This window comes from Devosia sp. XGJD_8, assembly GCF_046614475.1.
Lineage (GTDB): Bacteria > Pseudomonadota > Alphaproteobacteria > Rhizobiales > Devosiaceae > Devosia.
Window position 1 is genome coordinate 1,674,138 of sequence record NZ_JBKJHF010000001.1, and the last position, 23,892, is coordinate 1,698,029.

The following is a 23,892-nucleotide window of genomic DNA, read 5'->3' on the forward strand; positions in this document are numbered from 1 at the left end:
GGGGAGGTGCCGCTCCACTCTTCTTGCTGTCGTCTCGCCACAACCACCGGCAGATACCTCCCCCTGTCAGGGGGAGGCTAGGTGGGGGTATCTCCCCGGACGCGGAGCATTGCCATGATCATCGGCCTCGGCTCCGACCTCATCCAGATCGACCGCGTCGCCAAGACCCTCGACAAATACGGCGCCCGCTTCACCAATCGCTGCTTCACCGAGATCGAGCAGCGCAAGTCCGACCGCCGCGCCCAGCGCGCCGCCTCCTATGCCAAGCGCTTCGCCGCCAAGGAAGCCTGCTCCAAGGCGCTCGGCACCGGCATCAGCTGGGGCGTCTATTGGCGCGACATGGGCGTGGTGAACCTGCCCTCGGGCAAGCCGACCATGCATCTGACCAATGGCGCGGCAAAAGCGCTGGCCCGCCTTGTCCCGCCCGGCCACGTTCCCCACATCCACCTGACCATTACCGACGATGCCGGGCTCGCCCAGGCCTTCGTCATCATCGAGGCGCTGCCCGAATAGTCTTGGACTTTTCGGATTGGCCCATCAGCCAATCGCGTTGACCCGAACGGCACAAACGCCTAACGCTTCGGCACCGCATTTCCGGGGAAATTCATGAGCCAGCCCGTCGACAAGCCCATCAAGAAGTCCGCGACCAATGAATGGGTGGAAACCATCGTTGTCGTGGTCGAGGCGCTGCTGATCGCCATCGTGCTGCGCTCCTTCCTCTACCAGCCCTTCTCCATTCCCACTGCCTCCATGCAGCAGACGCTGATGATCGGCGACTATTTCGTCGCCAACAAATTCGTCTGGGGCTATGGCAAGCATTCCTTCTCGCTCGGCCGCTACGGCGATTTCACCGCGCTCGATTTCGAGCTGCCCGTCGGCAATCGCATCTTCGGTCGTGAGCCCAATCGCGGCGATATCGCCGTGTTCCGCCCGGTGCCGCAGAATATCGAATACATCAAGCGCGTCGTCGGGTTGCCCGGCGATACCATCCAGGTCCGCGAGGGGCGCCTCTATATCAACGGCACCATGGTCGAGCGCGAGGCCATCGGCACCGCACAGGATACCGACAGCGAAGGCCAGACCCGCGAGGTCACCGTCTATCGCGAGACCTTCCCCGAAGGCTCCGTCCATACCATCCAGGAAATCTCCGATAACGGCCCGCTCGACAACACCTCCGAATATGTCGTTCCCGCCGGCCACTATTTCATGATGGGCGATAACCGCGACCGTTCCGCCGATAGCCGCGTGCTGAGCCAGGTCGGCTATGTCCCGGCCGTCAACCTCATCGCCAAGGCCGAGGCGCGCTTCTTCTCGATCAAGGACAATATCCCCCCCTGGCAGCTCTGGCAGTGGCCGGCTAATGTCCGCTGGGACCGCATGTTCCAGACCATCGATCGATGAGCCGTGCCGCGCGCAATTATGAAAAGCTCCAGTTCCGGCTCGGCTACAAGTTTGCCGATCCGGACCTGTTGAACCGCGCGCTTACCCATTCCAGTGCCATCTCGCCGGCAAAGCGCATCGAGCAGTCCTACCAGCGCCTTGAATTCCTCGGCGACCGTGTGCTCGGCCTCGTCGTCGCCGACATGCTCTACCGCCGCTATCCCAAGGCCAATGAGGGCGAGCTGAGCCGCACCCTCAATACCCTCGTGCGCAAGGAGACCTGCGCCATCATCGCCCGCACCCTCGACCTCGGCTCCGCCATGATCCTGGGCGACAGCGAGGCGCGCACCGGCGGCGCCGAGAAGGAAGCCATTCTCGGCGACGTCACCGAGGCGGTGATCGGCGCCATCTATTGCGACGGCGGGCTGGGCAAGGCCTATGAATTCGTCGAGCGCATGTTCGAGGAATTCCTCGCCGATGGCCAGGCCAACAAGGCCGATGCGAAGACGACCCTGCAGGAATGGGCCCAGGCCCGCGGCCTCGAGCCCCCAACCTATACCCAGACCGAACGGCAGGGTCCCGACCATGCCCCCCAATTCACCATCGCCGTCACCCTGGGTGATTTCGAACCGTTGAGCGCCACCGGGCCTTCCAAGAAGATCGCCGAACACAAGGCCGCCGAACTGTTCCTGATTGCCCAGAAGGTGTGGAAGGAAACGCCATGAACACGCCAGAACAACTCTCCGATACCTCCTGCGGCTTCATTGCCCTGGTGGGTGCTCCCAATGCCGGCAAGTCGACTTTGCTCAATTCCCTGGTCGGCACCAAGGTTTCCATCGTCACCCACAAGGCGCAGACCACCCGCAGCCAGGTGCGCGGCGTCGTCACGCTCGACAAGGCCCAACTGGTCTTCATCGACACGCCCGGCATCTTCGCACCCAAGCGGCGGCTCGATCGCGCCATGGTCGACAGCGCCTGGGGCGGGGCAGGGGATGCCGATATCGTCGCCCTCATCGTCGACGTCGATCGCGGCCTGACCCCGGAGCTCGAAAAGCTGCTGGAGGGCCTGGAGAATGTCAAACATCCGCGCATCCTGATCCTCAACAAGATCGACACGGTCAAGAACGAGGAGCTGCTCAAGCTCTCCGAAGCCATCAACGCCAAGCTGCGCTTCGAGGCCACCTTCATGATCTCGGCCCTCAAGGGCTATGGCGTGCAGGATTTCATGGATTGGTGCATCAAGCACATCCCGCCCGGCCCCTGGCATTTCCCCGAGGATCACCTCACCGATCTCACCATGGCCATCACCGCCGCCGAGATCACGCGCGAAAAGCTGTTCCTGCGCGTCCACGACGAGATCCCCTACAATTCCACGGTCGAAACCGAGTCCTTCAAGATCCAGAAGGACGGCTCCTACAAGATCGACCAGGTGGTCTATGTCACCCGCGACAGCCACAAGAAGATCGTCCTCGGCGCCGGCGGCCAGACCATCAAGGCCATCGGCCAGGAGGCCCGCAAGGAACTGATGGACATGTACGAGGTGCCCATCCACCTCTTCCTGTTCGTCAAGGTCCGCGAAAAATGGGGCGACGACCCCGAGCGCTACCGCGAAATGGGCCTGGAATACCCGCATGGGAAAGGCTGACGCGCTTCACGCAACCCCCTCCCTGGCCCTCCCCTCAAGAGGGAGGGTGGCATCGAGCTTGCGGCATGATTTAGCCCAATCCACGGTGCCTACCTCCCCCCTTGTGGGGGAGGCAAGCAAAGCTTGGCGCGCAGCGCCTAGCGGCGCTCGGAGGGGGGTATCCCTCCACATACGCGAAACCCAATAGATGGAATGGACCGGTGAAGCCCTCCTGATCGGCGTCCGCCGCCACGGCGAGACCAGCGTCATTGCCGAGGCCATGGTCGCCGGCCGCGGTCGCCATCTTGGCCTCGTCCGCGGTGGCCGCACCCGCCGCCTCGCCGCAGTCCTGCAGCCCGGCAACACGATCCAGCTCACCTGGCGCGCCCGCCTTGAAGACCAGCTCGGCATGTTCTCCGTCGAACTGCTGACCGCCCGCGCCGCCGCGCTGATCGAGGATCGCACCCGCCTCTATCTCAGCCAGCTGCTCTGCGAACATCTCCGTCTTCTGCCCGAGCGCGACCCGCATGATCGCCTGCTCGGCATGGCGCTCCGCCTCATCGACAGTCCACCTGACGGCGCTGCCCTGGCGCGCTTCGAACTCGCCTTGCTCGAAGACCTCGGCTTCGGCCTCGACCTCACCGCCTGCGCCGTCACCGGCACCACCGAGGACCTGACCCACGTCTCCCCCAAATCCGGCCGCGCCGTCTCCCGCGCGGCTGCCGCCCCCTATCTCGACCGCCTGCTGCCCCTCCCCAGTTTCCTCACCGCCCGCGGCAATGCGAGCCCGCACGACATCGCCGACGCGCTGAGCCTGACGGGGCACTTCCTCCAAAGCCAGGTCTGGGGCCCCAGGCAACTGGACCATCCCACGATCCGCGATGGCCTGGTGGGGATGCTGAGCCGCGAGGATTAGGGCGACCGCAAGGGCTGCCCAGAAATCTCCCCACCCGGGATGACACCGCGTTTCTTGAGACGGGGAGGCGGCCCTGCCGGAGCTCGGCGCTTGCGGCCCATCCCCTCCCGGCCTCCCCCATTAAGGGGGAGGCGTGGTTCAGTGGTTCGGACTCGATCGTGCCTCACGAGTGGAGCGAAACCTCCCCCTTGATGGGGGAGGTAGGAGGGGGTGGGGTCGCACGCCCGATATGTGCTCTCCAGGAAACGCTGGGCTAACCCTCCGCCCGCGTTGACCTTTTTCGCCCCACCACAAACTTATCCCCCTCCGCCAGACCTCCTGCATAATCACCTCATCTACCCGCCAGAGCGCGATCATGACGAGTGATGAGCGGGCCAGACTGCCGGGGAGCATGGGTCGCCAGGCTCCCGCATGTATGCTGACCACCGGCCTCGCGCCGTCCCGCAGGGCAAGGCCATGAGCGCTATGCGCGAATGGCACGAACCTCCAGACGGAACGGAAGCGATAAAATCCGAAAGGGCGGCCGCTCGATGCGTGTGTGAAAAATCCCGGCGTGATGGCGAGGCGTCTGTCTCACTATCCAAAACTAACCTTCGAGGCAGTCGCCTCGCCATCACTGCTCACTCGGTGAGCAGACCGAACCACACGACAACCGCACTCCAGGCGGCGCTTCCGCGCGTCCATAAATCGTGTAGAACCCCGCATTCCTGCCGTAAATTGTGAGTTCGGGCACTCCAGCGGCTATACTGCTTTCCTGATTCGTTCTCCCGGAATGCCTGCCGATGTCTGAAAGCGATACCCTCCCGCCTGCCGACGACCAGCGCGTCGTCGATCTCAAGCAGGCCATCGAGGAGCGGTACCTCTCCTACGCCCTGTCCACCATCACCCAGCGTGCGCTGCCCGATGCGCGTGACGGGCTCAAGCCCGTGCATCGCCGCATTATCCACGCCATGCGCCTGCTCAAGCTCGATCCGGGCCAGGGCTACAAGAAGTCCGCCCGTATCGTCGGCGATGTGATCGGTAAGTTCCACCCGCATGGCGACCAGTCCATCTATGACGCGCTGGTCCGCCTCGCGCAGGACTTCGCCCTGCGCTATCCGCTTGTCGACGGGCAGGGCAATTTCGGCAATATCGATGGCGATAACGCCGCCGCCATGCGCTACACCGAAAGCCGCATGACCGACGTGGCCATGCGTCTGCTCGAAGGCATCACCGAGAATGCCATCGACTTCAAGCCGACCTATGACGGCGAAGACGAAGAGCCGGTCGTCCTGCCGTCCAACTTCCCCAATCTGCTCGCCAATGGCTCCACCGGCATCGCCGTGGGCATGGCCACCTCGGTGCCGCCCCACAATGTCGCCGAGCTTTGCGACGCGGCGCTGCATCTTATCAATGTCAATCCAGACGCTTCCGCGCAGGACCTGACTCACTACGTGAAGGGCCCGGACTTCCCTACCGGCGGAATTATGGTGGAATCGGCCTCCTCCATCGCCAACTCCTATGCCACCGGCCGCGGTTCCTTCCGCCTGCGCGCCAAGTGGAATGTCGAGGAGACCGGCCGCGGCGTCTATCTCATCGTCGTCACCGAAATTCCCTACGGCATCCAGAAGTCGCGCCTCGTCGAAAAGATCGCCGAACTCCTGCTCGCCAAGAAACTGCCGCTGCTCAAGGACGTCCGCGACGAATCCTCGGACGATATCCGCCTCGTGCTCGAGCCACGCGCCCGCACCGTCGATGCGGTCATTCTGATGGAGCAGCTGTTCAAGACCACCGACCTTGAGACTCGCTTCCCGCTCAACCTCAACGTGCTCGATCGCGGCACCGTGCCCAAGGTGATGAGTCTTGCCCAGGCCCTCAAGGCCTGGCTCGAACATCGCAAGGAAGTGCTGGTCCGCCGCTCCCAGCATCGGCTGGAGCAGATCGCCCACCGCCTCGAAGTGCTGGGCGGCTATATCATCGCCTATCTCAATCTCGATGAGGTGATCCGCATCATCCGCGAGGAGGATGATGCCAAGGCCAGCCTGATGAGCACGTTCGAGCTCACCGATGTGCAGGCCGAAGCCATCCTCAACATGCGCCTGCGCTCGCTGCGCAAGCTCGAGGAAATCGAGTTGCGCAAGGAGCATGCCGCGCTGACCGACGAGCAGGGGCATCTCGAAATCCTGCTCGCGTCCGACAAGCGGCAATGGGGCGCCATCAGCAAGGAAATCGAGGCCCTCAAGAAGGCCTATCCGCTGACCAACCCAGATGGCAGCCCGCATGCGCTGGGCGCCCGCCGCACCATCCTGATGGATGCCCCCAATGCCGACCTATCCGAGGTCACCGAGGCCTTCATCGAGCGCGAGCCGATCACCGTCATCCTCTCCGAGAAGGGCTGGATCCGTGCACCGCGCGGCCATGCCGTGGAGGTCAATGACGAAAAGGGCTTTAAGTCCGGCGACCGTCTGAAGCTCGCCCTCAAATGCGAGACCACCGACAAGCTGCTGATGCTCACCACCGGCGGCAAGGTCTATACCCTCTCCGGCGACAAGCTGCCGGGCGGCCGCGGCCAGGGCGAGCCGGTCCGCATCATTGTCGATATCGAGGAAGGTCAGGATATCGTCGATATCTTCATCTACCGCCCGGGTCAGAAGCGCATCATCGCCTCGGCTGCCGGTTACGGCTTCATCGTCAGCGAAGACGACATGGTCGCCAATACCCGCAAGGGCAAGCAGGTCCTCAATGTCGGCACGCCCGACGAGGCGGCCCTGCTGGTCCCCGTCAATGGCGATCGCGTCGCCGTCATCGGTCAGAACCGCAAGCTTCTGGTCTTCCCGCTGACCCAGCTGGCCGCCATGGGCCGCGGCAAGGGCGTACGTCTGCAGAAATACAAGGATGGCGGCATTTCCGACCTCAAGACCTTCTATGCCGCCGACGGCCTGACCTGGACCGACTCCTCCGGCCGCACCTATACCAAGCCGATGGAAGAGCTCACCGACTGGCTCGGCGACCGCGCCACCGCCGGCCGCCAGCCCCCCAACGGCTTCCCTCGCAACAACAGGTTTGTCGGATGATCCGCCACTGCGTCTTCGTGAAATTCCGCTCCGGCGTCTCCGCCGATGAACGCGCCGAGATCTATGCCGGCCTCGCCGCCCTGGTCGGGCAGATCGATGGCCTGCTCTCCGCTGATTTCGGCCCCAATGTCTCGCCCGAGGGCATGGCCAAGGGCTTCAACGACGGTTTCATCATGGACCTCGCCGATGAGGCAGCCCGCGATCGCTATCTGGTCGATCCCGCCCATAAGGCGGCTGGCTCCCGCCTCGTCGCCGCTCTTGAAGGCGGACCCGACGGCCTGATGGTCTTTGACCTCAAGATCGCGGACTGATCACTCCACCGAGAAGCTGAACACCACCGGCAGGTGATCGCTCGCCGTCGCCCGGCCGGCATGGATCTCATGCACCAAGATGCCGTTTCGGGTCATCACATGGTCCAGGGGCAGGAAGGGCAGGGTGTCGCGCCAGGCGCCGAAATAATACCAGCTCATCGGAAAGGTGAGCAGGTTCATCGTCTCCCGCACGAGCCCATTACCCGCCACGAACTGCCGCAGCGAATACGACCACGGCGTCGAGTTGAAATCCCCCGCCAGGATCATCGGCCCCTCGATTTCATCCACCACATCGGAAAGCGCATCAAGCTGTTCCCGCTGGCGTGCAACGGGGATAGGCCAGTCCATATGCGTGGTGATGACCGAAAAAGCCTTGCCGTCCTCGGTCTGGAAGCGGGCGAGGATATGCGCCGTTCGCGTGGTGCCGTAGGCGTCGCTGGGGCAGGCGCCATCCTCCTGCTGGTCGAAGGGCAGGCGCGAATAGAGCCCCAGATTGGCCCGCTTGCCGCCGCGGCAGCGCACGAAGTTGGGATATTCCGCCAGCAGCAGCGGGTGCAGCTCGCTCGCTTGCTCGCCGAAATATTCCTGCAACACGATGATATCCGGATCCTCGGCAAAGATGGCCGCAGTGACCTTCTCCATCTCGTAGTTCATGCCGAACAGGTTGTGGGTCATCATCGTGATGGTGCCGACCTCCGGCGCCGCCGGGCGCGCCCGCAGTGAGCCGAGATATTCGGGCAGCATCACATTGACCGACGCTGCCAAACCCACCAACGCATAGATGACAGCTGCCCCACGGACCCATCCCCGCAGCATCAGGGCCAGCACCAGCACGGCGATCAGCGTGCCCGGCAGCAGCAGGATCTGGGCATGGTTGAGCAGGTCGAGCTCTGGAACGGCGAAGCCGAACAGCGCCAGAATGGCAAATGTCGCAACGCCCAGCGCGCCGAGCACAAGGCCAAGCTGGATCAGCTTGAGAAGAAAAGACATGGAAAGTCCGGGAGGGAAAGCGTCAAGCGATGTCGCCGACACTTATGGCGCAACCATGGCTGCGGCAATCAAAAATCCCGTGTGCGCCGCTCAGTCGAGCGGGCACCAGCCAAGCGTTCCGCGCTGCACTTCCAGCGGTCGGAACAGCGCCTTGTAGGCCATCTTGGGGGATTCTTTGACCCAGTAGCCCAGATAGACATAGTCCAGCGCGGCCGAGCGCACCTGCGCTATGTGGTCAAGGATGAGATACGTCCCCAGGCTCCGCGCGGCGAGGTCGGGGTCGTAGAAGGAATAGACCATGGACAACCCATCGGGCATCACATCGGTCAGCGCCACCGCCACCAGGGTCTGGTCCGGATGGTCGCGCAGCCGGTATTCCACCAGCACCGATTGCACCGGCGTATCCTCGACCATGTATTCATAGTCGACGAAACTCATCTGGTTCATGCCACCGCCGGCATGGCGCGATTCCAGGTAGCGCTTGAACAACTCATACTGTTCGCTGGTCGCCGTGGTCGGACGAACCTCGACCGAAAGGTCGTCATTGTGGCGCAGCACGCGCCGGAAACGGCCGGACGCCACGAAATCATTGGCGACGATTCGCACCGACTGGCAGGCATTGCAGCCTTCGCATGCCGGGCGATAGATCAGGTTCTGGCTGCGGCGGAAGCCGTTTTCGCTCAGCAGGTGATGCAGGCTCGACGCGCGGCGGCCCGACAGATGGGTAAACAGCTTCCGCTCCTGCTTGCCGGGCAGGTAGGGACACGGCATGGCCGCGGTCAGGAAGAGCTGTGTGGTTTCCGGCGTCTGGTCGGTCATCTAAGACCCTTGGATGCATTCAGGAGAGTGTACGCTCCTGCGTCCCCTCGGGCAACGGGGTCAATAGGCCGCGGTCGGGCGGCCCGAACGGGCCTGCCAATGGCGTACCATCGGCGAGCGACGGACCATGAGCGTGCCCACGATCAGGTCGTGAATCATCTGCCGGCGCGGCGTGAACAGGGTAAAGACCAGCGACAGCGGCAGCGAAATCCAGGCGGTGATCCAGAACACCCCGGCATGGATGATCGCCATCCACCCATCGAGCGGCTGGCCACGCGTTGGCGTCAGCACGATGTCCATCATCTGCATGCCCAGGGTGGCGCGCTTGGCCGAGCCGAGGGTAGCGCCATAATAGAGCACGATGGTAGCCGGGATCACGAAGACCAGGGCCAGCCAGGCCAGCCCGAAGGTCAGAAAGCCCGCAATCAGCCCAACAAGGCTGAACGCCAGGATCATCGCCCCCATCGCAATGAGGTCGATGATGAACGCAATAACCCGTCGCGTCAGCACCCCCTCGAACAGTTCGGGGGCCGTTGCAGGGTCGGGCAGGGCGGGGCGCATGGTCTCGGTCTGGTTCATGACCGAAACATTGTCATGCTGCCCGCTCTCTGCAAGAGGCAAGGGCACAGAAATGTGACCTCAGCGTCCCAGTTCGCGCGCCACTTCCAGCGCAAAATAGGTCAGCACGCCGCTGGCGCCGGCTCGCTTGAAAGCCCAGAGGCTCTCAAGGATCGCGCCCTTGCGGTCGATGGCGCCTGCCGCTGCTGCCATTTCGATCATCGCGAATTCCCCGCTCACCTGGTAGGCGTAGATGGGAATGTTGAAGCTGTCCTTGGCCCGGCGCACGATATCGAGATAGGGCAGCCCGGGCTTGACCATGACGCTGTCCGCGCCTTCGGCAATATCCTGCTCGATCTCGCGCATCGCCTCGTCGGAATTGGCATAGTCCATCTGATAGGTGCGCTTGTCGCCCTTGAGCCGGCTGCCCGACCCCACCGCTTCGCGGAACGGCCCGTAATAGTAGGACGCATATTTGGCCGCATAGGCCATGATCTGCGTCTGCTCGAACCCTTCCCCGTCCAGCGCCTCGCGAATGGCACCCACGCGCCCGTCCATCATGTCCGATGGCGCGATGATGTCCGCCCCCGCCTTGCTCTGCACCAGCGCCGAGCGGATCATCACGGCGACCGTCTCGTCATTGAGAATTTCGCCGTCGCGCACCAAGCCGTCCTGGCCATCGCTCGAATACTCGTCCAGCGCCACGTCGGCGATCAGCCCGACTTCCGGCACCACGTCCTTGATGGCGCTGAGTGCCCGGCACATCAGATTGTCCGGGTTATAGGCCTCGGCGCCACTCTCGCTGCGCAGGTGGTCCGGGGTATTGGGAAACAGCGCCAGCGCGGGAATGCCGGCGTCGCGGGCCGCCTTGGCGGCCTCGACGCACAAATCGACGCTCAGCCGTTCGACTCCCGGCATGGTGCGGATCTGCGTCTTCTCGTTGTGCCCCTCGATGACGAAGAGCGGCCAGATGAGGTCCGAGGGGGTGAGCATGGTCTCGCGCACCATGGCCCGGCTCCACGCCGTCCTGCGCGTCCGCCGCAAGCGGCGACCGCCAAGAAATTCCATGTCGTGCTTCTGCCAATCCTGGGCCATGGCTCGCTCCTTTTGGTGGCACTCGTTTATCAGCGCCACGGGCGCCCTCCAAGCTCCGGCTTGTCGCATCCGCCGTGGGGCGATAGAAACCGGCATGGATTTCAACGCCCAGCCAATCGGCATCTATATCCGCATTGTTGCCATCATCAGCCTCCTGCTGGGCCTGAACGATGCGGCACGCTTGCTCGGGGTCGGCCTGGGCGATGCCAGTCCCATTGCCACCATGGGCATGTCCGGCTTCGTCTACCTGGCGATCTTCGCCCTGGCGCGCCTCTTCGCGGCAGTGGGGCTTTGGATCAAGGCCAGTTGGGGGGCAGTCCTGCTGGTCGGGTCCACCGCGGCAGAACTGGCGCTCTACCTGCTGGGCAACCCCGATGTGCGCATGACGGCCTTCGCCTTTGCCGTCCGCCTTGTGCTGCTGGCAGCCATCACGATCATCTTCGTGCTCTCCATCCGCCTAGAGCGTGCCCGCGCGACCGACTAGGCCGGGTGGAACTGCTCGATCGTGATGTCCTCGACCAGGGCATCCTGTGGGGCGCCAAAGCTGGTCACAGTGGTGAACCAGCGCGTGACGTGTCCGTCGATCCGGAACTCCAGCGGCAGCACCACCGCGCCATGTCCGCGCCCGCGCACCGGGGAAAGCTCTGCGGCCCCCGCTTGCGTCATGGCGCGGCGCATCACAGCGCCTATGGGCGACTGCGGCCCTTGCCGGCGCACGCCGTCCCGCATCCGATGCAGCAGGTACTCTGCCACCTCCACCCAGTTCACGATCGAAGCGCGGACCGCGCCAGGTCTGAAGACCAGGTCGACAAGATTGACCGGCGCTCCTGTGTCGGCGCTGACTCCCATCATCCCGCGCGCACCGGGATTGGCGTCGAGAATGTTGAAGGCAGCGTCAAGCACTATGGCCGGATGTGGCTCATGCGCCGCCAGCAGCAGCGCGGCGGCGCGACGCACATCGGCCATGGCATCGCTGTGCCATTCGCTGTCGCCAAACTGCGGCGCATATCCGGCCGCGACCAGGAGGCCATTGCGCTCGCGCAGCGGCAGGTTCAGCGCTTCGGCAAGCCGCAGCACCATGTCGCTGCTGGGTTTTGACCGCTCGGATTCGATGAACGAGATGTGCCGGGCCGACACCTCGGCGCTCAGCGCCAGGTCCAACTGGCTCATCCCCCTCAGGCCGCGCCACTCCCGCAACATCGCGCTGAACATTCGCATCCTCCATTTCTCACACCATGCCCCTGTCTGCCGCCGCATTCCATTACCTGGGAGGTAATTGAGACCATGACGTTGCTCCCCCACGCTGTGGTCACCACAAAACGGAGCATGGAGATCCGCCGTGACCACCCAAGTGCAAACCCTTCCGCGCCTCGACCCCCATCTCGTCTATTGGCTCGATGCCATAGGCTCGCTAGCCATGGGGCTGGCGCTGCTGGTGTCGGCCGACGCCCTGACCGGACTTGCGGGCTGGACCCTGCCTTCGGCCTTCCTCTGGACGATCGGCCTGCTGCTCCTGCCCTGGGCCGCCTTCAACGCCTGGATCGCGCGAATGGCCGTTCCAGCGCGGCCCCTTGTTCTCGGCAACATAGCCGGCGATATCGCCTGGGTCCTGGGCAGTCTGGCGCTGATCATGCTCCATGCCGCCAACCTCAGCCCGGCAGGTATGGCCCTGCTGGCGGGGCAGGGCGTAGCGGTCGCCGCAGTCTTGGCACTGAAGCTTTTTGGAGCCCGTTCGCTCTTGGCATGATGGTAGTGTGAAGGGCGGACTCGCCGCCCTTCACACTCGCGTAAGGTTACAAATTTATGCACCGGTGTAACGAAGAATAAAGCCAAATTCTCATTGCATTCCAGTAACATGCTCTTAATCACGCCGCTTAGGGCGATCTTAGTCCGGACGCCGTAGTTTGGCCTCATGAGATGCGAAGAAATCGCGCAGACTGCAAAAACAGTGAGGCACAAATGGCAATCAAATCCAACGCAGCAGAGGCCATCGTTCCGGAACGTCCGCAGAGCCTTAAGCCGCTCTATCTGGAAGCGGTTTCCCGGGTCGAACGCCTGCACCGCCGCCTGCTCGATCTCATCAAGGATGAGTTCGACCGCATGGGGTGGGACGATATCAACCCGGTCCAGGCCCTGCTGATGTTCAACATCGGCGATGCCGAACTAACCGCCGGCGAGCTTCGCTCCCGCGGCTACTATCTCGGCTCGAACGTCTCGTACAATCTCAAGAAACTGGTCGAAACCGGCTACATCTTCCAGGAGCGGTCGCGCTCCGACCGCCGCTCGGTCCGCATCAAGCTGACCCCAAAGGGCGAGGAAGTGGCCGAGGTCATCGACGAGCTCTACGATCGTCACCTCAAGTCGATCGACAAGGTCGGCGGTCTGGGCGACGACGAATTCGACGGCCTCAATAAGGCCCTTGCCCGGCTCGAGCGCTTCTGGGTCGACCAGATCCTCTACAAGCTCTAGGCGCCAGACAACTGTTGCTGCTGCGCTACACTCGATTGCAAACGCCGGTCCCTAGGGCCGGCGTTCACATTTGTGCCGCAAACCCGCGCAATTTCGCTCATTACGTGGTTTGAAACCATTTCCCGAGTATTCTTGATTCACCAAGACTTGCTCGGTTCACTTGCGGTTGACCGCGTTGTGAGCCGCGGGGTGCAATGGTAATAACCGCTCTGCTTTGCGGCTGACAATTTCGGGTGACTCAATGCGGCTGAATAGACGTTCTCTGCTCCGGTACACGGCCGTGGCCGGCGCATCCCTGGCTCTGCCGGCGCTCGCGCGTGGGCAGGAATCTGTGTTCGACATGATGAGTCGCGGCAACGTGCTGCGCAACGTCGACAAGGATGGCAATACGGCAGCCGCCGAGGCGCTGATCGCCACCAACGAGCCGATCCTCTCCTTCGACACGGTCTATAATCTGCAACTGGCGATTTCCCAGTATGAGCCCTTCGTCGCCAATGGCGGCTGGGAGGAAATACCGCAGGAGGCGTTCCGCCTCTCGATCGGCAAGTCCGGCGAACCCGTGATTGCGCTCAAGCGCCGCCTGATTTCCTCGGGCGACATGGTCCTGGTGCCCAATGTCAACGACCTGTTCGACGAAGCCACCGACCGCGGCGTCCGCAGTTTCCAGGCCCGCCATGGCCTGATCGTCAACGGCCAGGTGGATGAGGCGACCTGGTATGCGATGAATGTGCCCGCTGCCACGCGCCTGCAGCAGCTTTACCTGAATTACACGCGCGTCCAGAACATGGCCGCAAGCCTGAGCCCGCGCTATGTGGTGGTCAACATTCCCGCCGCCACGATCGAGGCGGTCAATGATGGTATGGTCGAGCAGCGCCACACTGCGGTCGTGGGCCGGGTAGAGCGTGCAACGCCGATCATGGCCAGCAAGATCAGCCAGATCAATTTCAATCCCTATTGGCACGTGCCTAAGTCGCTTGTCCGCCAGGACCTGACCAAGTACATGCAGGAAAATCCGAACTATCTCACTGAGCAGAACATCTTCATATATGATGGTTCTGGCAACAAGATCGACCCGCAGTCGATCAATTGGGTCAACATCTCGGATGCGGAAGTGAATTACATGTACCGCCAGGAGCCGGGCGCGGCCAACTCCATGGGGCACTGCAAGATCAACTTCTACAATCCTTATGACTGCTATCTGCACGATACGCCCACCAAGGCTCTCTTCGGCGAGAATGCCCGCTTCCACTCCTCCGGTTGCGTGCGTGTCGACGGCGTCAATCAACTGGTTAATTGGCTGTTGCGCGACAATGGAGACTGGGATCAGAACAAGGTGGACTCCACCTTCGCGTCGCTCCAGCGCCTTGACGTGGAATGCAAGGCGCGCGTGCCGATCCACACTACCTACATCACCGCCTGGGCCAATCGCCAGGGAACTGTCAGCTTCCGCGACGACGTCTATGAGTTCGACGCGCAGGGCAAGGTGTCCTTCGAACAGGCTTGACGCCGCCCCGCAGGGCAAATCGCGCCAGTGGCGCGATTTGAGGGGCAAGGCCATGAGGCCTGTGGCCCACGAATACTCTATCCCCGTGTGTTAAGCGCCCTCCCTCGTGGAGGGCGTCTTCTATTGGAAGCCAGAGAATCGGCTAGAGTGCGGGCAGGGGGCGCTCATGGCTGATGGTGAGGTCTATTTCGAGTTCGTGCAGGTCGGCCAGCAGATGCGGGTCGCCGCCGTCGATGCCGCCACCGGTGTCGAAGTGATTGTCGTAACCCCGGTCAACGCCACCCGATACCAGATGCAGCAGGTCGCGCTGGCCAAGCTTCGCAAGAAGCTTGCCGAAGCGGCCCCAGTGCCCCCTCCGGTCACGCCCGGCAGGTTCGCTTGACCCGTGCAGCCATTGCCTCTTTCCCTCATGAGCATTCTGCGACATAATCACTACGTTCGCGCGACTGGCGAGAAGAGATGGGTAACCATCGGGGAACGCGAACCTTGTAGAGCCGCTCGCCTGGGCACCCATTCGCACACTAGGGGAGCCCCCATGCACATATCCCAGCTTTGTCGGCCTTGGAATCGCACTTCGCCACGTGGTAAAGCCACCGGAACGCCGATCTGTTTCGTTTCCTGCGAGGTCATTTTCCCATGAGCGCTGCAATGTCCACCTCGCCTTTCCCGAGCTTCTTTTCGAATTCGCTGGCAGAGACCGATCCGGAAATCGCCCGTGCCGTCCAGGATGAACTGGGCAGGCAGCAGGGCGAGATCGAGCTGATCGCCTCGGAGAACATCGTTTCCCAGGCCGTGCTCGAAGCGCAGGGCTCGGTGCTAACCAACAAGTATGCAGAAGGCTATCCCGGCCGCCGCTATTATGGCGGCTGCCAGTATGTCGACGTTGCCGAAACGCTGGCGATCGAACGTGCCAAGCAGCTTTTCGGCGTCGGTTTCGCCAATGTGCAGCCAAATTCGGGCTCGCAAGCCAACCAGGGCGTCTATCAGGCGCTGATCCAGCCCGGCGACACCATCCTCGGCATGTCGCTCGACGCTGGCGGCCACCTGACGCACGGCGCCAAGCCCAACCAGTCCGGCAAGTGGTTCAACGCCATCCAATATGGCCTGCGCAAGCAGGACGGCCTGGTGGACATGGACCAGGTTCGCCAGCTGGCGCACGAGCACAAGCCCAAGATGATCGTGGCCGGTTTCTCGGCCTATTCCCGCATCATGGACTGGGCAGAGTTCCGCGCCATTGCCGATGAAGTGGGCGCCATCCTCTTCGTCGACATGGCCCATGTGGCAGGGCTCGTCGCCGGTGGCCAGTATCCCAGCCCGTTCCCGCATGCCCACGTCGCCACGACGACCACGCACAAAACTCTGCGCGGCCCCCGCGGCGGCCTGATCCTCACCAATGACGAGGATATTGCCAAGAAGATCAATTCGGCGATCTTCCCCGGCATCCAGGGCGGTCCGTTGATGCATGTCATCGCTGCCAAGGCGGTCGCCTTCAAGGAAGCCCTTCAGCCCGAGTTCAAGGACTACGCCCGTCAGGTCGTGGCCAATGCCAAGGTATTGGCGGAGACCCTGGTCAAGGGCGGCGTCGATATCGTCAGCAAGGGCACCGACAATCACCTGATGCTGGTCGATCTGCGTCCCAAGGGCCTGACCGGCAAGGCGACAGAGCAGGCTCTGGAGCGCGCGCATATCACCTGCAACAAGAACGCTGTGCCCTTCGATCCCGAGAAGCCGGCCATTACCTCGGGAATCCGCCTGGGTACTCCAGCAGGGACGTCGCGTGGTTTTGGCGAGGCTGAGTTCAAGCTGATCGGTGAGCTGATCATCGAAGTTCTCGATGGGCTCAAGGAAAATGGCGACGAGAACAACGGTGCCGTTGAAGCTCAGGTTCGCGCCAAGGTGAAGATCCTCACCGACCGCTTCCCGATCTACGGCCAGTAAGGGCTCCTCATGCGCTGTCCCTATTGCGGCAACGACGATACGCAGGTCAAGGACAGCCGGCCGACCGAGGATTCTGGCGCCATTCGCCGCCGCCGCGTCTGTAATGGATGCGGCGGCCGCTTTACCACTTTCGAGCGGGTGCAGTTGCGCGATCTGACCGTGGTCAAGAAGAGCGGCCGCAAGGTGCCCTTTGACCGGGAGAAACTGGCACGGTCGGTCTATACCGCCCTGCGCAAGCGCGCCGTCGAGGCCGATCGAATCGAACGCATGATTTCCGGCATTGTCCGCCAGCTCGAAAGCCTGGGCGATGTGGAAGTGACCTCCGACCAGATCGGTGAATATGTGATGGATGGTCTCAAGGGCCTCGACGACGTCGCCTTCGTGCGTTTCGCCTCGGTCTACAAGAACTTTTCCGCTGCCGACGACTTCCGCGACTTCCTGGCAGAATTGGCTGAAGGGCAGGGCACGCTGCGGGACGACGAGTGACCGAGCTCACGGCAGAAGACAGGCGCTGGCTCGATGCCGCCGTGCGCTATGCATCGCCCTTTGTTGGCACTACGGCTGACGAGCCTGCCGTGGCCGCCCTGCTCGTCGATCCGCGGTCTCAAACCCTGGTCTCGCGAGCGGTAACGGCCAAGGGCGGCAGACCCCATGCCGAGTCGCAGGCCATCGCAGTGGCGGGCTTCGAGGCTGCCGGATGCACGCTCTACCTGACCCTTGAGCCTTGCCACCACTGGGGGCGCACACCGCCCTGCGTAGATGCAATCATTCGCGCCGGCATCATGCGCGTGGTCATTGGCGCAGCCAACCTCGATCCGCAGGCAGCCGGCAGCATCGGCCACCTGGAATCGGCCGGCGTCGAAACAGTGCTGGCTAACCATGCTCCGTCGCTCGCCCTTCATGCTGGTCATACCCTTCGTCACACCACGGCGCGCCCCTTCGTAACGGCCGTTCTTGTCGCCTCTGCCGACGGTATGCTTGGCCGCAGCGGGGCGGGCAGGGCACCCATTGCCGGGCAGCCCTCATCCAACTGGATCGACCTGCAGCGCACCCGCGCCGATGCAATCCTTGTCGGTGCCGCCACTGCCCGCTCCGACGATCCCGCCCTGACCGTGGCTCTGCCCGGCCTGGCACTCCGCACCCCTCTTCGCGTCGTACTTGCTGGAGCGGGTGGCATTGATCGCAAAGTGAATCTTGTTGGTAGGTTTTCCGGCTATCGTACTGCGGTCATTGCGGAAACCGGTGTGGCGGTCGATGCGCCGGTATCGGTCGAAACCATCCGTGTCGCCGGCAGTCAGGGTCGTCCAGACCTTGAAGCAGCACTCACGGCGCTGGGCCGCAAGGGAATCCAGAATCTCCTGGTCGAACCAGGCCAGCGTCTCGTTGCCGGTCTGCTGGAGGCCGATCTTGTCGACCGCTTCGCGCTGATCCTGTCGCCTCTGAGTGTGGGAGAAGGTGGCGTACCAGCCAGTCCCGATGGTCCTATCGCCGACTTGCTGGGCGCCGCCGGCCTTGCCGAGACAGGGCGCCAGCGCCTCGGCGACGACACTTTGGTGCTTTACGAGCGTCCATCGCGACCCAATTGAGCCGCAACGCCTGTTGAAGTTCCATCCGCGGAAGATTATTGGGTTGCGACGCCAGCGATGGCAGCGCGGCCCCGCGGCCACTCAATGAAGATGAAAGCAGTTATGGCCGACGCCCCCAAACGCGACCCCAAAGCCGACCGCCTTGCCAACCAGCGCGGTGCCGCTCGCCTTGCAGCCGTCCAGGCCCTCTACCAGATGGACGTTGGCCGCGCGACGCTCGAAGACACCCTGGCCCAGTTCGGCGCATTCCACCTGGGCCGCGAGGTTGAAGGCGAACAGTATTTGCCCGCCGATGCCGATTTCTTCCGCCAGATCGTCACCGGTGTGACCAAGCATCAGCTGGCTATCGACCCCGCCGTTGATCGGGCGCTCGCCGAGGGATGGCCGGTGGAACGGGTTGATGCCACCTTGCGCGCTATTCTGCGCGCCGCCGCATTCGAACTGCTGCGTCGCAAGGACATCCCGCCCCGCGTTGTCATCACTGAATATGTGGATGTGGCCAAGGCCTTCTACGAAGACGATGCCACCGGCCTCGTCAACGCCGCCCTCGATGCCATGGCGCGCGAAGCCGGCACCGACCTGACCGGGACTGTGTAGGCACAACCGCTTCTGAGAACAAAAAGCCCCGGTTTCCCGGGGCTTTTCAATTCGTCCAACTGCGGCCTAGAAGCTCTGCAGGATCTGGTCGATGAATGTGCGGTCCTCGCCAAAGGACTGGGTACGGCGGCTCTCGATGGCGACGGTCTTGCCGTCCTGCAGACCATAGACGGCCTTGTCGACCACCTTGTTGTTCTTGTCGAAATAGACGACCAGCACGGTGCGCGAGTCGATCATCGTCATGCCGAACGACGTCTGGCGCACCTTGGTCTCGACATAATAGAATGCAGACTGGTCACCGAACGTATTGGTCGACTGCGGCGAGCCGAGCACCAGCGTGACCAGCTCCTTGCTCTGGCCGGGACGGATCTGCGCCAGTGCACTGTCGGATATCTCATATCCCTGGGTCCGCTGCGTGATCAGCGAGTTGCTGCTGGTGCAGGCAGCCAAGGCCAATGCGAGCAGGGCGGCAGCGGCAAGCGGCGCTATTGGACCGGTGGCGGTACGCAAGGACATGAATTTGACTTTCCCGATGGCTCTCGACTATAGGCACGGCGACAAGGCGGCGGCCCTTGTAGCCGCCGGAATGTTTAGCTGCCTACTTGTCCGTCTGGCAAGCTGGCAATGGACCGGCAGGCCTGTTTGCCCCCTGTTAGGCCGATCAAGATGCTGAGCGCAATCCCATGATCCTGTCCCTGTTTCGCAAGAACACAGCTACCGAACCGGTTTACGCCGTCTATAGCGCCATTGTGGCGCAATCCCGGCAACCCCGGTTCTACGCCGAGTGGGGCGTCCCTGACACGGTCACGGGACGCTTCGACATGATTAGCCTGCACATGGCGCTGCTGTTTCGTCGCCTGCGCGCCGAATCCGGAGCGCAGAAGCAATTCAGCCAGGCGGTGTTCGATCTGTTCTTCAAGGACATGGATCGGTCCTTGCGCGAGATGGGCGTGGGCGATCTGGGCGTGCCCAAGCGCATCCAGAAGATGGGCAACCTCTTCTTCGGGCTGCTGGCCGCGCTGAATGAGGCGATGGACCGCAATGACGCCGCAGCTTTGCAGGACGTGCTGGCGCGCAACATCTTCGATGGTGTCCCCGGCCCGCATGTCGCGTCCCTTGCCGACTACCTCCTCGCCGAGGACCGGGCACTGGCATCCCAGCCCGCCAGTGCCATTACGAGCGGCGCCCTGAGCTTTGAGGCTGCAGCGTGACCGCTTCCGCAACGCCTCCTCTGTTCGATGCGGTTGTACGCATCGACCGTATGCCATCCTCCGGGCGGGACCTGGCGGTTTCGCTCGACGCGCCCACTCGTGCAGCGCTTGCCGAACTGCTCAAGCTGAGCGCGATCGACTCCTTCGAGGCCACCTTGATGGTGGCACCACTGCGCGGCGGCCTGCGAGCCCAGGGGCGCCTTGTCGCGGACATCGTGCAGCCCTCGGTTGTGACGTTCGAACCGGTTGGACAGCATATCGACGAGGCAATCGACCGGGTATTTCTTCCCGAGGCCCAGGATCACAAGCCAACGCCAGGCTCGGAGATCTTCGTCGACCTTGAGGATGAGGACTTTCCCGATCACATCGACGGCCCGGAAGTTGATCTCAGCGCATTGCTGATCGAGACCCTGGCCCTTGCCATCGATCCCTATCCCCGCCTTCCGGGCGAGGGTCTGGATTCCCTTGGGGTTGACCTTGGAGACGAAGCTGCTGGGCCCTTTGCTGCCCTCAAAAAGCTCAAGAAGTCCACCGATATCGACCGGTAGCGACAAGCGCCGGCTTGCACCGACTCCCCGATGGGATATGTTTGGCTGCCTCCTCGCGGGGCGTAGAACGGGCGGAAATGACCGATACAATAACGATATCAGTGGATGCGATGGGTGGAGACAATGCCCCCCGTGCGGTGATCCACGGCGCCCATTTGGCGCTGCGCGAGCATAAGAATATCCGTTTCATCTTCCATGGGCGTGAGGAGCAGATCGCTCCTCTGCTCGATGAATTTCCCGATCTCAAGCCCGCCTCCACCATCCGCCACTGTGATCTTGTCATCGCCATGGACGAGAAGCCCAGCCAGGCCCTGCGCAAGGGCAAGGGCACGTCCTCGATGTGGATGTCGATCCAGGCGGTGAAGGACAACGAGGCCGATGTCGCCATTTCCGGCGGGAATACCGGCGCCCTGATGGCCATGGCCACCTTTTGCCTGCGGCCGATGAAGGGCATTTCCCGCCCGGGCATCGCCGCCATCTGGCCGACGCTGCGCACCGACATCATCGTGCTCGATATGGGCGCGACCATCGGCGCGGATGCCCAGCAGCTGGTTGACTATGCCATTCTTGGCTCGGCACTGGCGCGTTGCCTTTTCGAGGCCGAATCCCCGACCGTCGGTCTGCTCAATGTCGGCACCGAGGAGGTCAAGGGCCTCGACTTCATCAAGGAAGCCGGGCGCATCCTGACCGAGGCCAGCGGCTCCGGTTTCACCTATCATGGGTTTGTCGAAGGCGATGATATCGGCAAGGGCACCGTGGACGTTGTCGTGACCGAAGGCTTTGTCGGCAATGTCGCGCTCAAGACCGCCGAGGGCACAGCCCGCCAGGTCGGCTCCTATCTGCGCAGCGCACTCAAATCCAATCTGATGAGCCGCATCGGCGCACTGTTCGCCAGCTCGGCACTCAATGCCCTGCGGCGCCGGATGGACCCGCGCACCGTCAACGGCGGCGTGTTCATGGGTCTCAATGGGATCGTCATCAAATCGCACGGCGGGACTGATGAGATCGGATACAAGAGCGCGCTGAGTCTGGCTTACGAGATGGCGCATAGCCGCCTGATCGACAAGATCGATGAAACCATGAAGCGCTTCCCCATCAAGGCTGCGGCAGTCGCAACCGAAGCAGAACCTGAGGCGAAACCGGCGTGACCAAAACGCGTACCATCATCCGCGGTGTCGGCGGCTACTTGCCTGAGAAGGTGCTGACCAATGCCGAACTGGCCACTATGGTCGACACCTCCGACGAGTGGATTCAGCAGCGCGTCGGCATCAAGGAGCGCCACATCGCCGCCGAGGGACAGTTCACGTCCGATCTCGCGGTAGAGGCGGCCAGGAAAGCCATGGCGGCGGCGGGCGTCACCCCCGACGACATCGACCTGATCATCGTCGCTACCACAACGCCGGATTATACATTTCCGGCCGCTGCGACTCTGGTGCAGATGAAGCTTGGCATGCATCACGGCATGGCTTTCGATATCCAGGCCGTCTGCTCGGGCTTCGTCTATGCCTTGGCCACCGCGGACAGCTATATCAAGAACGGCCTAGCCACCCGGGCGCTGGTCATTGGTGCCGAGACCTTCTCCCGCCTGCTCGACTGGACCGATCGCACCACCTGCGTGCTGTTCGGCGATGGCGCCGGCGCCATGGTGGTGGAGAAGATCGAACTCGAGGATGACGCTCCCGAGCGCGGTATCCTGGCTTCGGCACTTCGCTCCGACGGTCACCACTGGGACAAGCTCTATGTCGATGGCGGCCCGTCCACCACCGGCACGACCGGCCATGTGCACATGCAGGGCCCCGAAGTGTTCCGCCATGCCGTCGGCAAGATCACCGACGTGGTCTATGCCACGCTCGACAAGACCGGCTACACCGTCGACGATCTTGACTGGTTCGTGCCGCATCAGGCCAACAAGCGCATCATCGAGGGGGCAGGGAACAAGCTGCGCCTGCCGCCGGAAAAGGTGGTGATGACCGTCGACCTGCACGCCAATACATCGGCCGCATCGGTGCCGCTTGCCCTGAGCACGGCCGTTGCCGATGGCCGCATCAAGGCCGGGGACCTCGTCATGCTCGAAGCCATGGGCGGTGGCTTTACCTGGGGCGCCTGTCTCATTCGCTGGTAACACCTGTCGCCTCGTGATTGACCTTAAGCCTTTCAAGGCGTTAGTGTCTTTTTGGGTGGAGGAACACAGCGCCGAAATCAACCGCATGAGGGGTTTATGACGGTTGGTAGCGCTGCGCGAAGGGAAGGATTCCCGCGCTATGGTTCGGCCCGTTGGGCCGTGCCGGCAGCAACTTGATCAGGGACGCCAGCCGTCCCGGCGTGGGAATTTGCACCTTTCGACAACACGGGGGTACGAATGACGCAGAAGACGATTACGCGGGCCGATCTGGCCGAGGCGGTATATGGCACAGTCGGGCTGTCACGGACCGAATCGGCGGAACTGGTGGAGCGGGTGCTCGAGCTTATCGGGGACGCCCTGATCACCGGTGCAAACGTCAAACTGTCCTCATTCGGCTCCTTCCAGGTCCGCTCCAAGAACGAGCGCATCGGCCGCAATCCCAAGACGGGTGAGGAGGTGCCGATCCTCCCCCGACAGGTTCTTGTGTTCAAACCGTCCAATGTGTTGAAGTCCAAGATCAACAAATCTATGGTTCGTGCTGGAAAATAAGCCATCCAGAGCGAGTCTCAGCCTCCGTGGATAAGTCGCCAGACGCCTTCCGGACGATATCCGAAGCCGCCGATGAGCTGGACCTGCCACAGCATGTCCTGCGCTTCTGGGAGACTCGTTTCTCAACGATCAAGCCCCTGAAGCGCGGCGGCGGCCGCCGCTACTACCGCCCGGAAGACGTGTTGCTGCTGCGCGGCATCCGCCACCTGCTCTATGATCAGGGTTTCACCATCAAGGGCGTGCAGCGCATCCTCAAGGACCAGGGCAGCCGCTATGTCATCGCCGTGGGCGAGGGTAAGCCGCTCGAAGACATCCTGCCGATGATCGAGCAGGCCGAGGCCGCCGGCGACGAGGCGGAGATCGAAGAAGCCGTGATGCTGGCGAGCCCCGGCCTCGACCGGGAATCCCGCGACAAGCTGTCGGACGTCCTGCGCGAATTGCTGGAGTGCAAGCGCATCCTCGAACGCGCCCGCGAGACCTGACCGCACGCCACCTGCGCGTCGCGCTGTCCAGACCCCTCACCAGCAGCATGAGGCACCGATGCGCGACATGCTTCTGTCATGGTCTGGAATGAATATTCTAGACTGACATCAAACCGGTGCATATGTTGCGCCAGCCTGCC

The 23,892-nt window shown here is 62.8% G+C and carries 28 protein-coding genes and 1 riboswitch; of the genes, 22 read left to right on the forward strand and 6 right to left on the reverse strand.

Annotation, left to right across the window (positions count from 1 at the left end; translation table 11 throughout):
• Nucleotides 1–114: 114 nt before the first annotated feature.
• The 7 genes from acpS to ACLI1C_RS07850 all read left to right on the forward strand — a co-directional run bounded on the left by acpS (nucleotide 115) and on the right by ACLI1C_RS07850 (nucleotide 7,284).
• Nucleotides 115–513 carry a holo-ACP synthase gene (gene acpS / locus ACLI1C_RS07820; protein WP_411396310.1) on the forward strand — a complete coding sequence of 133 codons (399 nt, stop codon included), beginning with the start codon at nucleotides 115–117 and terminating at the stop codon, nucleotides 511–513.
• 93 nt (nucleotides 514–606) lie between these two features.
• Entirely contained in the window at nucleotides 607–1,401 is a 795-nt protein-coding gene (lepB, locus tag ACLI1C_RS07825; protein ID WP_411396311.1) for a signal peptidase I, read from the forward strand.
• Nucleotides 1,398–2,105, forward strand: a complete 708-nt coding sequence (rnc, locus tag ACLI1C_RS07830) for a ribonuclease III (protein ID WP_411396312.1) — start codon at nucleotides 1,398–1,400, stop codon at nucleotides 2,103–2,105. The genes lepB and rnc overlap by 4 nt, the downstream gene beginning before the upstream one ends.
• Entirely contained in the window at nucleotides 2,102–3,025 is a 924-nt protein-coding gene (era, locus tag ACLI1C_RS07835) for a GTPase Era (RefSeq protein ID WP_411396313.1), read from the forward strand. The genes rnc and era overlap by 4 nt, the downstream gene beginning before the upstream one ends.
• 187 nt (nucleotides 3,026–3,212) lie before the next feature.
• Nucleotides 3,213–3,920 (forward strand): DNA repair protein RecO, encoded by a 708-nt coding sequence (gene recO, locus ACLI1C_RS07840; RefSeq protein ID WP_411396314.1) that lies wholly within the window; start codon nucleotides 3,213–3,215, stop codon nucleotides 3,918–3,920.
• A 782-nt stretch (nucleotides 3,921–4,702) separates the two neighbouring features.
• Nucleotides 4,703–6,973, forward strand: a complete 2,271-nt coding sequence (gene parC, locus ACLI1C_RS07845; RefSeq protein WP_411396315.1) for a DNA topoisomerase IV subunit A — start codon at nucleotides 4,703–4,705, stop codon at nucleotides 6,971–6,973.
• Nucleotides 6,970–7,284: a Dabb family protein gene (locus ACLI1C_RS07850; RefSeq protein ID WP_411396316.1), complete on the forward strand. Its 315-nt coding sequence runs from the start codon at nucleotides 6,970–6,972 to the stop codon at nucleotides 7,282–7,284. The genes parC and ACLI1C_RS07850 overlap by 4 nt, the downstream gene beginning before the upstream one ends.
• Here the strand turns inward: ACLI1C_RS07850 and ACLI1C_RS07855 are convergent, their stop codons facing one another.
• From ACLI1C_RS07855 to hemB, 4 genes are all read right to left on the reverse strand, one after another.
• A complete protein-coding gene (locus tag ACLI1C_RS07855) occupies nucleotides 7,285–8,274 on the reverse strand; it encodes an endonuclease/exonuclease/phosphatase family protein (protein ID WP_411396317.1) in 990 nt (329 codons plus the stop codon). It lies immediately after the preceding gene.
• A 90-nt stretch (nucleotides 8,275–8,364) separates the two neighbouring features.
• Nucleotides 8,365–9,093, reverse strand: a complete 729-nt coding sequence (locus ACLI1C_RS07860) for an arginyltransferase (protein ID WP_411396318.1) — start codon at nucleotides 9,091–9,093, stop codon at nucleotides 8,365–8,367.
• Nucleotides 9,094–9,153: 60 nt separating this feature from the next.
• Nucleotides 9,154–9,672: an RDD family protein gene (locus ACLI1C_RS07865; RefSeq protein ID WP_411396319.1), complete on the reverse strand. Its 519-nt coding sequence runs from the start codon at nucleotides 9,670–9,672 to the stop codon at nucleotides 9,154–9,156.
• A gap of 60 nt (nucleotides 9,673–9,732) precedes the next feature.
• Complete coding sequence (gene hemB / locus ACLI1C_RS07870) at nucleotides 9,733–10,746, reverse strand: porphobilinogen synthase (protein WP_411396320.1); 1,014 nt, start codon at nucleotides 10,744–10,746, stop codon at nucleotides 9,733–9,735.
• Between the two features lie 94 nt (nucleotides 10,747–10,840).
• On the opposite strand from hemB, the gene ACLI1C_RS07875 reads away from it, so the two are divergent.
• Nucleotides 10,841–11,230 (forward strand): hypothetical protein, encoded by a 390-nt coding sequence (locus ACLI1C_RS07875; protein WP_411396321.1) that lies wholly within the window; start codon nucleotides 10,841–10,843, stop codon nucleotides 11,228–11,230.
• Here the strand turns inward: ACLI1C_RS07875 and ACLI1C_RS07880 are convergent.
• Nucleotides 11,227–11,958 carry a helix-turn-helix domain-containing protein gene (locus tag ACLI1C_RS07880; protein WP_411396322.1) on the reverse strand — a complete coding sequence of 244 codons (732 nt, stop codon included), beginning with the start codon at nucleotides 11,956–11,958 and terminating at the stop codon, nucleotides 11,227–11,229. The two genes, ACLI1C_RS07875 and ACLI1C_RS07880, sit on opposite strands and share 4 nt — an antisense overlap.
• Nucleotides 11,959–12,085: 127 nt before the next feature.
• Here ACLI1C_RS07880 and ACLI1C_RS07885 point away from each other — a divergent pair, with 127 nt between their 5' ends.
• The 8 genes from ACLI1C_RS07885 to nusB all read left to right on the forward strand — a co-directional run bounded on the left by ACLI1C_RS07885 (nucleotide 12,086) and on the right by nusB (nucleotide 18,840).
• The gene (locus tag ACLI1C_RS07885) at nucleotides 12,086–12,493 is read left to right on the forward strand and encodes a hypothetical protein (RefSeq protein WP_411396323.1); all 408 of its coding nucleotides are present in this window, start codon (nucleotides 12,086–12,088) and stop codon (nucleotides 12,491–12,493) included.
• 212 nt (nucleotides 12,494–12,705) lie between these two features.
• Entirely contained in the window at nucleotides 12,706–13,215 is a 510-nt protein-coding gene (gene ldtR, locus ACLI1C_RS07890; protein ID WP_056252463.1) for a transcriptional regulator LdtR, read from the forward strand.
• Nucleotides 13,216–13,555: 340 nt separating this feature from the next.
• Nucleotides 13,556–14,719: a L,D-transpeptidase family protein gene (locus ACLI1C_RS07895; RefSeq protein ID WP_411396324.1), complete on the forward strand. Its 1,164-nt coding sequence runs from the start codon at nucleotides 13,556–13,558 to the stop codon at nucleotides 14,717–14,719.
• 166 nt (nucleotides 14,720–14,885) lie between these two features.
• Nucleotides 14,886–15,101, forward strand: a complete 216-nt coding sequence (locus ACLI1C_RS07900) for a DUF6898 family protein (RefSeq protein WP_411396325.1) — start codon at nucleotides 14,886–14,888, stop codon at nucleotides 15,099–15,101.
• A 50-nt stretch (nucleotides 15,102–15,151) separates the two neighbouring features.
• Nucleotides 15,152–15,234: riboswitch (ZMP/ZTP riboswitch) on the forward strand.
• Nucleotides 15,235–15,355: 121 nt separating this feature from the next.
• Nucleotides 15,356–16,657 (forward strand): serine hydroxymethyltransferase, encoded by a 1,302-nt coding sequence (gene glyA, locus ACLI1C_RS07905; RefSeq protein WP_411396326.1) that lies wholly within the window; start codon nucleotides 15,356–15,358, stop codon nucleotides 16,655–16,657.
• 9 nt (nucleotides 16,658–16,666) lie between these two features.
• Nucleotides 16,667–17,143: a transcriptional regulator NrdR gene (gene nrdR / locus ACLI1C_RS07910; protein WP_411396327.1), complete on the forward strand. Its 477-nt coding sequence runs from the start codon at nucleotides 16,667–16,669 to the stop codon at nucleotides 17,141–17,143.
• Nucleotides 17,140–18,243 (forward strand): bifunctional diaminohydroxyphosphoribosylaminopyrimidine deaminase/5-amino-6-(5-phosphoribosylamino)uracil reductase RibD, encoded by a 1,104-nt coding sequence (ribD, locus tag ACLI1C_RS07915; RefSeq protein ID WP_411396328.1) that lies wholly within the window; start codon nucleotides 17,140–17,142, stop codon nucleotides 18,241–18,243. Before nrdR ends, ribD begins: the two co-directional genes overlap by 4 nt.
• A 102-nt stretch (nucleotides 18,244–18,345) precedes the next feature.
• A complete protein-coding gene (gene nusB / locus ACLI1C_RS07920; RefSeq protein WP_411396329.1) occupies nucleotides 18,346–18,840 on the forward strand; it encodes a transcription antitermination factor NusB in 495 nt (164 codons plus the stop codon).
• Nucleotides 18,841–18,906: 66 nt separating this feature from the next.
• On the opposite strand, the gene ACLI1C_RS07925 is transcribed toward nusB, so the two are convergent.
• On the reverse strand, nucleotides 18,907–19,356 hold the full coding sequence (locus tag ACLI1C_RS07925; RefSeq protein ID WP_411396330.1) for an outer membrane protein assembly factor BamE: 450 nt from the start codon (nucleotides 19,354–19,356) through the stop codon (nucleotides 18,907–18,909).
• A gap of 167 nt (nucleotides 19,357–19,523) precedes the next feature.
• Between ACLI1C_RS07925 and ACLI1C_RS07930 the strand changes: the two genes are divergently transcribed.
• The 6 genes from ACLI1C_RS07930 (at nucleotide 19,524) to ACLI1C_RS07955 (ending at nucleotide 23,752) form a co-directional block, all read left to right on the forward strand.
• Entirely contained in the window at nucleotides 19,524–20,051 is a 528-nt protein-coding gene (locus ACLI1C_RS07930) for a ubiquinol-cytochrome C chaperone family protein (RefSeq protein ID WP_411396331.1), read from the forward strand.
• The gene (locus tag ACLI1C_RS07935) at nucleotides 20,048–20,599 is read left to right on the forward strand and encodes a YceD family protein (RefSeq protein WP_411396332.1); all 552 of its coding nucleotides are present in this window, start codon (nucleotides 20,048–20,050) and stop codon (nucleotides 20,597–20,599) included. The genes ACLI1C_RS07930 and ACLI1C_RS07935 overlap by 4 nt, the downstream gene beginning before the upstream one ends.
• Nucleotides 20,600–20,676: 77 nt before the next feature.
• Complete coding sequence (gene plsX / locus ACLI1C_RS07940; RefSeq protein WP_411396333.1) at nucleotides 20,677–21,747, forward strand: phosphate acyltransferase PlsX; 1,071 nt, start codon at nucleotides 20,677–20,679, stop codon at nucleotides 21,745–21,747.
• Nucleotides 21,744–22,721, forward strand: coding sequence for a beta-ketoacyl-ACP synthase III (locus ACLI1C_RS07945; RefSeq protein WP_411396334.1), 978 nt, complete (start codon nucleotides 21,744–21,746; stop codon nucleotides 22,719–22,721). The genes plsX and ACLI1C_RS07945 overlap by 4 nt, the downstream gene beginning before the upstream one ends.
• Nucleotides 22,722–22,958: 237 nt before the next feature.
• The gene (locus tag ACLI1C_RS07950) at nucleotides 22,959–23,270 is read left to right on the forward strand and encodes an integration host factor subunit alpha (RefSeq protein ID WP_056229170.1); all 312 of its coding nucleotides are present in this window, start codon (nucleotides 22,959–22,961) and stop codon (nucleotides 23,268–23,270) included.
• A 26-nt stretch (nucleotides 23,271–23,296) separates the two neighbouring features.
• Nucleotides 23,297–23,752, forward strand: coding sequence for a MerR family transcriptional regulator (locus ACLI1C_RS07955; protein ID WP_411396335.1), 456 nt, complete (start codon nucleotides 23,297–23,299; stop codon nucleotides 23,750–23,752).
• The last annotated feature ends 140 nt before the right edge of the window (nucleotides 23,753–23,892 follow it).